At 76.6% G+C, this 10,805-nt stretch carries 3 protein-coding genes; all 3 read left to right on the plus strand.

The features are described 5' to 3' along the window. The first annotated feature begins 10 nt into the window (after positions 1 to 10). The 3 genes from SMD20_RS09655 to SMD20_RS09665 are packed head-to-tail and all read left to right on the plus strand — an operon-like array spanning position 11 to position 10,805. Positions 11 to 5,128, plus strand: a complete 5,118-nt coding sequence (locus SMD20_RS09655; RefSeq protein WP_329577892.1) for a non-ribosomal peptide synthetase — start codon at positions 11 to 13, stop codon at positions 5,126 to 5,128. Next, positions 5,125 to 10,611 (plus strand): type I polyketide synthase, encoded by a 5,487-nt coding sequence (locus SMD20_RS09660; RefSeq protein ID WP_329577895.1) that lies wholly within the window; start codon positions 5,125 to 5,127, stop codon positions 10,609 to 10,611. The genes SMD20_RS09655 and SMD20_RS09660 overlap by 4 nt, the downstream gene beginning before the upstream one ends. Positions 10,612 to 10,613: 2 nt before the next feature. After that, the gene (locus SMD20_RS09665) at positions 10,614 to 10,805 is read left to right on the plus strand and encodes an MbtH family protein (protein WP_329577897.1); all 192 of its coding nucleotides are present in this window, start codon (positions 10,614 to 10,616) and stop codon (positions 10,803 to 10,805) included.

Raw genomic sequence — 10,805 nt, forward strand, 5'->3', positions numbered from 1 at the left:
GGAGACACGAGTGACCAACGGGGCGCTTCTTCATGACCTCGTCCTGGCGCAGGCCGGGCGCACTCCGGACGCGACGGCCGTACGGCAGGGCGAGCGGAGCCTGACCTACCGCGAGCTGGTCTCGGCGGCGGCGGTGCTGGCGCACCGGCTGCGCGAGCTCGGCGCTGGCCCCGAGACGCGGATCGGCATCTGCCACCGCCGCACGCCCGGCCTGCTGGTCCGCGTGCTCGGGGTGCTGATGTCCGGGGCCGCGTACGTGCCGCTGGACCCCGCGCACCCACGCCGGCGGCTCGCCGGCGTCATCGAGGACGCCGGCATCACCACGGTCGTCGCGGACGAGACCGGCGCGGACCTGCTGGCCGGTCTGCCGGTGCGGCTGGAAACCGCGTCGCTCGGGACCGAGGAATCGGAGGCCGGGCCGGCGGAGAACGGGGGTGCTGGGGCGGCCGCGTGGGTCATGCCGGCGGGCGCGGCGGCCTACGTGCTCTACACCTCCGGCTCGACGGGGCGGCCCAAGGGGGTGGTGGTGAGCCATGCCTCGGCGGTGTCGTTCGTGACGATGGCGGGCGAGGTGTTCGGGCTCGACGCCGGGTGCCGGTCGATCGGGTTCGCCGCGCTCGGGTTCGACGTGTCGGTCCTGGACGTCTTCGCGCCGCTGGCGCGCGGCGGGTCGGTGATGCTGGTGCCCGAGGAGGACCGCGTGGACGCCGCCCGGCTCCAACGGTTCCTGGAACGGCACCAGGTGACCTGGGGCACGATCCCGCCCGCGCTGCTCCCGCTGCTGGAGCCGGAGCGGCTGCCGTGGCTGCGCGACCTGCTCACCGCGGGCGAGCCCGCCGGGCCCGAGCAGGTGGCCCGCTGGACGGCCGGCGGGCGGCGCTTCCACAACTGGTACGGCCCCACCGAGACCACCGTGTGCGTCGTCGGCACCGAGCTGTCGGGCGTCTGGGACCGGCCGCTGCCGATCGGGTACGCGCTGCCGGGCTGCCGGGCGTACATCCTCGACGACCTGCTGCGGCCCTGCCCGCCCGGCACGCCGGGTGAGCTGTGCATCGGCGGCCCGCAGCTGGCCCGCGGCTACCTCGGCCGGCCGGGGCTGTCGGCCGAGCGGTTCGTGCCGGATCCGTACGGTGAGCCCGGGGCACGCATGTACCGCACCGGCGACCAGGTCGTGCTGGAGGACGACGGCCGGATCGGCTTCATCGGGCGGCTGGACCGGCAGGTGAAGGTCCAGGGCCAGCGCGTCGAGATCGGCGAGGTCGAGGCGGTGCTGCGGGCGCATCCCGGCGTGCGGCAGGCGGTCGCGGACGTCACGGACGGGGCCACCGGGCTGAAGGAGCTGACCGCGTACCTGACGCCCGAGGACGCGCCCGGCATCGAGGAGGTGCGGGCGCACTGCCTGGAGAGCATGCCGGCGTACATGGCGCCGACCCGGGTGGTACGGCTGGCGGCGCTGCCGCTGACGGTGGCGGGCAAGATCGACCTGGCGGCCCTGCGCGCCCGGCGCGACGAGTCCCCGGCGGGCGGCGCGACCCCGGAGGCCGGCGGGAGCGGGGCGGAGCGAGGGGTCGCGGCGGCGTGGGCGGAGGCGTTCGGGGCCGGGGCCGAGCCGGGGCCGGACGACGACTTCTTCGCGTCCGGCGGCCACTCGCTGGTGGCCATGCGCCTGGCCGCGCTGCTGCGGGCCAGACTCGGCAAGGAGATCGAGGTCAGGGACGTGCTCGCGGGCCGTACCGTCGCCGGCATCGCCCGCCTGGCCGAGCTGGCGCCGCCCGCGCGGGACGAACCGCTCGCCGCGGCGCCGGCCGCGCTGTCGGCGGTGCAGCGCCGGATGTGGTTCGTGGAGCGGCTGGCGCCCGGAACGCCCGCGCACAACATCGCGATGGCGCAGCGCCTGTCCGGGCCGCTGGACGTCGCCGCCCTGCGCGCCGCCCTGGCGGCGGTGGCCGAGCGGCACGAGGTGCTGAGATGGCGCGTCCCGGAGTCCGGCGGGGTGCCGGCCGTCGCCGTGTCGCCGCCCGGCCCGGTGCCGCTGCCCGTGGAGGACGTGACGGAGGCGGAGGTCGGCGAGCGGCTGGCGGCGGAGGCCCGGCTCGCCTTCGACCTGGCGGCGGGGCCGCTGTGGCGGGCCCGGCTGCTGCGCGTCGCCGCCGGGGAGCACGTGCTGGCGATCACGGCGCACCACCTGGTGTTCGACGGCTGGTCGCAGCGGGTGCTCTACGACGACCTCGGCCGCGCCTACCGGGAGGCGGCGCTCGCGCCGCTGCGCACCTCGTTCGGCGGGTACACGGCCTACCTCGGCGGGCGGGACGGCGAGGCGAGCCTGGAGTGGTGGCGGCGGCACCTGGAGGGCGCGCCCGCCGTGCTCGACCTGCCGCGCGACCATCCGCGCCCGGCGGTGCAGACGTTCGAGGGCGCCGGCGCGGCGGCCGAGGCCGGGGCGGCCGTCAGCGACGGCGTGCGGGCGCTGGCCGCGCGGCTCGGCAGCACGCCGTACGCGGTGCTGCTGGCGGCGTTCGGGCAGGTGCTGCGGCGGCTCACCGGGCAGCACGACCTGATCGTCGGCGCGCCCGTCGCCGACCGGCGCGACCCGGCCTTCCACCCACTGGTCGGGTGCCTGGTGCAGGTGCTGCCGGTACGGCTGCGCGTCGAGGACGGCGCGAGCTTCGCGGCGCACGTGACGCGCTGCCAGGAGACGCTGTCCGGCGCGCTCGCCCATCTCGACGTGCACCTGGAGCGGCTGGTCGACCGGCTCGGGCCCGGCCGCGACCTGTCCAGGAACCCGCTGGTCCAGGTGCTGTTCAACATGTACGACTTCGCCGAGCCGCGGCTGGACCTGCCCGGCGTCACGGCCGTCCCGCTGCCGCCGGGGCTTCCGGGCGCGCTGTTCGACCTGACCCTGTACGTCGGGGAACGCGACGGGCGGTACGTGCTGCAGGCCGCCTACAACCCGCGGCTGTTCCGCCCGGAGCGGATCGAGGAGCTGCTGGCCGGCTACCTGCGGCTGCTCGGCGACCTGGTGGCCGCTCCTGAGCTGCCGGTGCGACGCGCGTCCCTCCGCCCCCTGCCGGGCCGGGAGGGCGTCCGGCTCCCCGACGGCACCCGTCCCCTGCCCGGCTGGAGCGGGCCCGGTGTGGTGGAACGGGTCCTCGGCCACGCGGGGAGCGACCGGGTGGCGGTCGCCGGTGAGGAGGGCGCGCTCAGCTATGCGGCGCTGGTCCGGCTCGCCGGGGCGGTCGCGGAGTCCGTGGCCACGGCGGTGCGCCCGGGCAAGGCAGTGAGCCCAGGTCAGGCGGTGGGTTCGGCTGAGGCGTTCGGTCCCGCTGAGGCGATCGGTTCAACGGAAGCGCACGCTTCGTGCGAGGCAGTGGGTTCGGGGGCGGTGGTGGCGATCCTGGCCGCCCGGACGTGCGAGCTGCCCGCGCTGATGCTGGGTGTCCTGGGGGCCGGGGGGCGCTGGGCCGTGCTGGACCCCGCCCTGCCGGCCGCGCGCCTCGCGGCCCAGGCGCGAGCCGCCGGGGCCTGTGCACTGATCGCCTGCCCCGGCGTCACCGTCCCGGCTGAGCTGGCCTGGCTGCCCGAACTACCGTGGCTGCCCGAGCCGACCACGCCCCCGGAACTGGCCAACTCGCCCCATCCCGACCGGTTCCCCGAACCGGCCCGGTCCCCCGAGACGGGCGGCCTGGCCGGGTTGTGGGAGGTCGGGAGGGTGGAGTTCGGGGAGCGGGGGTATGTGGCGTTCACCTCCGGGACCACCGGTGAGCCGAAGCCGGTGGTGGCGGCCGAGGAGCCGCTGGCCCGGTTCCTGGACTGGTACGCGGCCGAGTTCGCGTTGACCGCGGACGACCGGTTCGCGCTGCTGGCCGGGCTGGCGCACGATCCGCTGCTGCGGGACGTCTGGACGCCGCTCACCCTGGGGGCGACGCTGCATGTGCCGGACCAGGATCGGGTGCGGGACCCGGCGCGGCTCGCGGCGTGGCTGCGGGAGCGGGCGATCACGGTGGCGCACGTGACGCCGCAGCTCGCCACCCTGATCGCCGCGGCCGGGGTGGAGCTGCCCGATCTGCGGCTGGTGGTGTTCGGCGGGGACCGGCTGACGTTCGCGGACGTGGCCAGGTTCGCGGCGGTCGCGCCGAAGGCCCGCCTGGTGAACGCCTACGGCACCACCGAGACGCCCCAGGCGCAGGCCGTCCACGAGATCACCGGCCAGGTGGGCGCGAGCGGCGACCCGGTGCCGGTCGGTCACGGCGTGGACGGGGCGGAGCTGCTGGTGCTCGACGCCGGCGGCGCCCCCGCGGCCGTGGGGGAGCTCGGCGAGGTCGTGGTGCGCAGCCGCCGCCTGGCGCAGGCGTACGCGGGCGACGACGAGCTGACCAGGAGCCGGTTCAGCAGGGAGCCCGGCGGCGGGCCCGCCCGCTACCGCACCGGCGACCTCGGCCGCTACGACCCAGACGGCCGGGTGGTGCCGGCCGGACGGGCCGACGGGCAGGTGAAGATCCGCGGTCACCGCGTCGAGCTGGGCGAGGTGGAGGCGGCGCTGGCCGCGCACCCCGGCGTCCTGGCGGCGGCGGCGCGGACGGCCGAGCAGCCCGGCGGGCCGGTGCTGCACGCCTACGCGGTGCCCGCGGGCGCGGCCGTGCAGGCCGGGGAGCTGCGCCGGCATCTCGCGGCCCGCCTGCCCGACTACGCCGTGCCGGCCGAGCTGGTGCTGCTGCCGGCGCTGCCGCTGACGCCGAACGGCAAGGTGGACCGGGCCGCCCTGCCCGCCCCTCCCCCACGCGCCGCGGCCGGGCCGGGGCAGGAGCCGGCCACCGCGACCGAGCGGCTGGTCGCCGGCGTCTGGCGGGAGGTCCTGGGCCTGCCGCGAGTGGCGGCGGACGCGAACTTCTTCGAGATCGGCGGGCACTCGCTCGCCACCGCTCAGGTCCAGGCCCGCCTCGCCGCCGCACTCGGCCGCGAGGTGCCGATCGTGGACCTGTTCCGTTTCCCGACCGTACGGACGCTCGCCGCGCACCTCGACGGCGAGCGGCGTACGCCGGGCGCGGAGCGCGCCGCGCGGCGGGTCGCGGCGCGCAGGGCACGCCCCTCAACTCGGCCCCACCGGGCCAGACGGGAGAGTGACGAATGACCTCTGAGCTGAACCACGACGACGAGGGGCCCGGGGTCGAGCCGATCGCGGTCGTCGGCCTGGCCTGCCGTCTCCCGGGCGCCGAGGACGTGCCCGCGTACTGGCGCAACCTGGTCGGCGGCGTCGAGTCGGTGCGTTTCTACACCCGCGAGGAGCAGGCGGCGCTCGGCGTGCCCGACTACCTGCTGGACGATCCGACGTTCGTCAGGGCGTGCTCGATCGCGGACGGCTACGGCGCCCTCGACGCGGCCTTCTTCGGCATGTCGCCGCGCGAGGCGGAGTTACGCGACCCGCAGCAGCGCATGTTCCTGGAGCTGGCCAGCAGCGCGCTGGACGACGCGGGCTACGACCCGGCCCGCTATCCGGGCGAGATCGGCGTGTACGGGGCCATCGGCTCCGACGAGTACCAGTGGATGTACATCCGGCCGAACAAGAAGGTGTTCGCCTCCGTCGGCAACCTCGCCGTCTACACGGGCAACCACCCCGACTACCTGGCCACGATGGTGTCGTACAAGCTGGACCTGCGCGGCCCCAGCGTGACCCTGCACACGGCGTGCTCCTCGTCGCTGGTCGCGCTGCACGTGGCGTGCGAGGCGCTGCGCACCGGCGAGTGCGACATGGCGCTGACCGGCGGCGCCTCGCTGGAGCTGCCCGCCGAGTGGGGATACCAGTTCCACCAGGACGGCATCTACGCGCCCGACGGGCACTGCCGGGCGTTCGACGCCGCCGCGGCCGGCACGATCTGGGGCGGGGGCGGCGGCATGGCGGTGCTGAAGCGCCTGTCGGACGCCCTCGCCGACGGCGACCACATCCGCGCCGTGGTGATCGGCAACGCGATCAACAACGACGGCGCCACCAAGATGGGCTTCTCCGCGCCGAGCGCCGAGGGCCAGGCGGCCGCGGTCGCGCAGGCGCTCGGCGTCGCGCGGATCGACCCGCGCACGATCACATACGTGGAGGCGCACGGCACCGGCACCTCGCTGGGCGACCCGATCGAGGTGGGGGCCCTGTCCAGCGTGCTCGGCGCCGGCACCGACGAGGCGGGCTGGTGCGGCCTCGGCTCGGTCAAGACCAACATCGGCCATCTCGGCCCGGCGGCGGGCATCGCGGGCTTCATCAAGACCGTGCTCGCGCTGGAGCACGGCCTGATCCCGCCGAGCCTCAACTTCGAGACGCCGAACCCGCGCATCGACTTCGGCTCCAACCCGTTCCGGGTGGTCTCGTCGCTGACCAAGTGGGAGACGAACGGCTTCCCGCGCCGGGCGGGCGTCAGCTCGTTCGGGATCGGCGGCACCAACGCGCACGTGCTGGTCGAGCAGGCGCCGCCCGCGCCGCTGCCCACCGCGCAGCCGCGCCCGGCCCACCTGCTGCTGCTGTCGGCGCGGACCCCGTCCGCGCTGGACGCGACGGCGGCCCGGCTGGCCGGCCACCTGGAGGGGCGGGAGCTCGACCTGGCCGACGTGGCTCACACGCTGCGGTCCCGCCGCCGGTACGCGCACCGCGCCGCCGTGGTGGCCACCGACACCGCCGACGCGGTCGCGGCGCTGACCACGCCGCGCCGGCTGGTCAAGGGCCGGGCGGGCACGCCGAAGGTGGCCTGGCTGTTCTCCGGCCAGGGCGCGCAGTACGCGGGCATGGGCGCGGGTCTCTACCGCACCGAGCCGGCCTTCGCCGCCGCCGTGGACGAGTGCGCCGCGATCCTGCGCGAGGAGCTGGGCCTGGACCTGCGCACCCTGCTGTTCCCGGGCGACGACGAGCGGGAGGCCGCCGACGAGCGGCTGAGGCAGACGGAGCTCACCCAGCCGGCGCTGTTCACGCTGGAGTGGGCGCTGGCGTCCCTGTGGCGCTCGTGGGGCGTGGAGCCGGCCGCGATGATCGGGCACAGCATCGGCGAGTACGTCGCCGCGACCGTCGCGGGCGTCTTCTCCCTGCCCGACGCGCTGCGCCTGGTCGCCGTCCGTGGCCGGCTCATGCAGAGCGTGCCGGCGGGCGCGATGCTCGCGGTCCGCCTCGACCAGGCGGAGGTGCGCGGGGACCTGCCGGACGGCCTGTCGATCGCCACCGTCAACGGCCCCGGCACGTGCGTCATCGCCGGCCCCGGCGAGCTGGTCGCCGCCTACGCCGCCCGTCTCGACGAGGCCGGCGTCCAGCACACCGCGCTGCGCACCTCGCACGCCTTCCACTCGGCGATGATGGACCCGATTCTCGGCGACTTCCACGAGGCGGTCGCCGCCGCGGCCCGGCACGCGCCCGCGCTGCCGTTCCTGTCGAACGTCACCGGCGACTGGATCACCGCCGAGCAGGCCACCGACCCCGCCTACTGGACGCGGCACGTGCGCGAGACCGTACGGTTCGGCGACTGCGTGGCGACGCTCGCCGCCGAGGGCGAGTGGCGGCTGGTGGAGTGCGGCCCGGGACGGCAGCTCGCCGGGCTGGCGCGGAACCAGCTCCCCAAGACCGCGCCGCGCCCGCTGGCCAGCCTGCCCGGCCCCGCCGACGGCAAGTCCGACCTGGAGGTGCTGTACGCGACGGCCGGCGCGCTGTGGACGGCGGGCGTGCCGCTGGACACCGACGCGCTGGCCGAGCCCGCCCGCCGGGTGCCGCTGCCGGCGTACCCGTACGAGCGGGCCGAGCACTGGGTGCGTACCGACTTCGATCCCGAGCTGGTCTTCCCCCGGCCGCCGCGGGCGGGCGCGCTGCCGCTGGAGGAGTGGTTCTCGGTGCCGGCCTGGCGGCAGGAGCCCGTCGCCCCGGCCGGGACGGCGGCGCTCGCCGGGCTGCGCTGCCTGGTGTTCGCCGGACCGGCCGCCGAACCGCTGCTGGACGGGCTGCGCGCGGCCGGCGCGGACGCGATCAGGGTGGTGCCGGGCGACGCGTACGGCGTCGGCCCCGACGGGACGGTCACCGTCCGGCCGGCCGAGCGCGACGACTACGAGGCGCTGCTGGCCGCGACCGGCGTGCCGGCCCGCGTCGTGCACGCGTGGGCGCTGGACGGCGCTCCCGCCGCGACCGCCGAGCAGGTCACCGCCGCCCAGGATCTCGGGTTCCACAGCCTGCTGGCGCTGGTGCAGGCGATGGCGGGGGCCGAGCGGGAGACGCCGGTCCACCTGGACATCGTGACCGCCGGCACGCAGGGCGTCATCGGCGGGGACGTGTCACGGCCCGAGCACGCCACGGTGGCCGGGATCACGGGCGTGGTCCCGCTGGAGGCCCGCTGGCTGACGGCCCGGCACGTCGATCTGGAGGCGGGGCCGTACGACGCCGGGAAGGTGCTGGCCGAGCTGGCCGCCGAGCCAGGCGAGCCGGAGGAGGGCGTGCCGCCGTCCCCGGTCGCGCTGCGCGCCGGCCGCCGCTGGGTGCGCGCGTTCGCGCCGGTGCCGCTGCCGCCGCAGGACGACCCGCTGCGCCGGCAGGGCGTGTACGTGATCACCGGCGGGCTCGGCGGCATCGGCCTGACCGTGGCCGAGGACCTGGCCCGGCGCGCCGAGGCCAGGCTGGTGCTGCTCGGCAGGACCGGGCTGCCGCCCCGCGAGGAGTGGGACGCGCTCGACGGCGCCCCGGAGCGGACCAGGCGGGCCGTGGCCGCCGTCCGCCGGATGGAGCGGGCGGGCGCCGAGGTGGTCGTGCTGTCCGCCGACGTGACCGACCCCGCGTCGCTGCGCCGGGTGCGGGACGACGCGCTCGCCAGGTTCGGCACGGTCGACGGGATCGTGCACGCGGCCGGGGTGCCCGGCGGCGGCATGGCCGAGGTCAAGGAGCGGCAGGCCGCCGACGCCGTCATGGGGCCCAAGCTCGCGGGGACGGCGGCGCTGCGCGAGGTGTTCGGCGACCTGCCGCTCGATTTCGTGCTGCTCTGCTCCTCGGTGACCGCCGTCGCGGGCGGGTTCGGCCAGGTGGACTACTGCGGGGCCAACGCGTTCATGGACGCGTACGCGCACGTCTGGCCGGGCCGGGTCGTGTCGGTGAACTGGGGGGCCTGGCTGGAGGTCGGCATGGCCGCCGAGGTGGCCGCGCCGGTGGCGTTCCGCGCCCTGCAGCGCGGCGACCGCGTCACCCGGCTGGAGCACCCGATCCTCGGTCACCGGCACGAGAGCACCGGCCGCCGCCCCTGGTACGCCGCGACCCTGTCGCCGGAGACGCACTGGGTGCTCGGCGAGCACCGGGTGGCCGGGGTGCCGGTGATGCCGGGCACCGGCTACCTGGAGACGGCGCGGGCGGCGTTCGAGGCGGCCGTGCCGAGCCCCGGGCCCGGTCACGCGATCGAGCTGCGCGACGTCGCCTTCGTCGCGCCGCTGCCGGTCGCCGAGGGCACCAGCGCGGAGCTGCGGGTGCTGCTCACCCCGGCGGGCGACGGCATGGACTTCGAGGTGGTCAGCTCCGCCGGCGGCGAGCCGGTGCAGCACGCGCGCGGCTCCGCGGCGTGGGTGGCGGCCGGCGAGCCCGCCGCGGACCTGGCCGAGGTGCGGGCCCGCTGCACGTACGGCTCCGGCGCGGCCGATCCGTTCGCCTCGGCGTCCGGGCTGGTCACGTTCGGGCCGCGCTGGCGCAGCCTGCGCGAGGTGCGGCTCGGCAGCGACGAGCAGCTCGCCCAGCTCGTGGCCGTCCCCGACGTCGCCGCCGAGCTGGCCGCGCTGCCGCTGCACCCGGCGCTGCTGGACGAGGCGACCGCGTTCGTGGCGGTCTCCGGCGAGCACAGCTACCTGCCGCTCGGCTACGGCCGCATCACCGTGCGCGGCCCGCTGCCCGCCACGCTGTGGAGCCACGCGCGGCTGCGTGACACCGGCGGCGGCGAGGTGCTGGCCGCCGACCTCACCCTGTACGACGACGCCGGCGAGCCGGTGGTGGACATCTCCGACTTCGTGCTGAGGCGCGTGGACCGGCAGTCGATGACCAGGACCGTCGGCGAGGGCGCCAGGAACGCCGCCGAGGCCGTACCGGTCAAGGAGGAGTCCGCGACCGCGGGCGTCGCCCTCGACCTCGACGGGGCCAGGCGCGGCATCCCGCCCGCCGACGGCGCCGAGGCGTTCCGCCGGCTGCTCGCCGCCGGCCTCGGCAGCCAGGTCGTGGTGAACGCCACCGCGCTGCCCGAGTTCGTGGCCGGGGTGCGCGAGCTGACCCAGGACACCGTGGCCGACGAGCTGGACGCCGCCGCCGCGACCGGCGAGGGCGGCAGCGCCGACGACGACCACGTCGCCCCGCGCAACGACCTGGAGAGCACGCTCGCCGGGCTGTGGGGCGAGGTGCTCGGCGCCCGCCGGGTCAGCGTCGAGCAGGACTTCTTCGAGCTGGGCGGCAACTCGCTGGTGGCGGTCCAGCTCATCGCGCTCATCAGGAAGAAGATCGGCGTCCGGCTGCCGATGCGCAGCCTCTTCCAGGTGCCCACCGTGGCCGGGATGGCCGCGCTGGTGGAGGAGCTGCGCGGCGAGGACGCCCCCGCGCGGCCCGCGACGATCACCAGGCTCCCCCGAGAGGAAAGGCGCTAGAGATGGCGGACGGCACGTACAAGGTCGTGGTCAACGACGAGGAGCAGTACTCCATCTGGTTCGCCGACCGTCCCCTGCCGGCGGGCTGGCGGGAGGAGGGCTTCTCGGGGGCGAAGCAGGACTGCCTCGACCACGTCGAACGGGTCTGGACCGACATGCGCCCGCGCAGCCTGCGCGAGGCCCTGGGGCAGTAG

Origin of the sequence: Nonomuraea sp. LP-02 (assembly GCF_036289125.1) — a bacterium.
Taxonomy (GTDB): Bacteria; Actinomycetota; Actinomycetes; order Streptosporangiales; family Streptosporangiaceae; genus Nonomuraea; species Nonomuraea bangladeshensis.

Bases quoted from the DNA above. Each gene is read 5' to 3' on its own strand.
- SMD20_RS09665 (WP_329577897.1), top strand. From the start codon at position 10,614: ATGGCGGACGGCACGTACAAGGTCGTGGTCAACGACGAGGAGCAGTAC.
- SMD20_RS09660 (WP_329577895.1), top strand. From the start codon at position 5,125: ATGACCTCTGAGCTGAACCACGACGACGAGGGGCCCGGGGTCGAGCCG.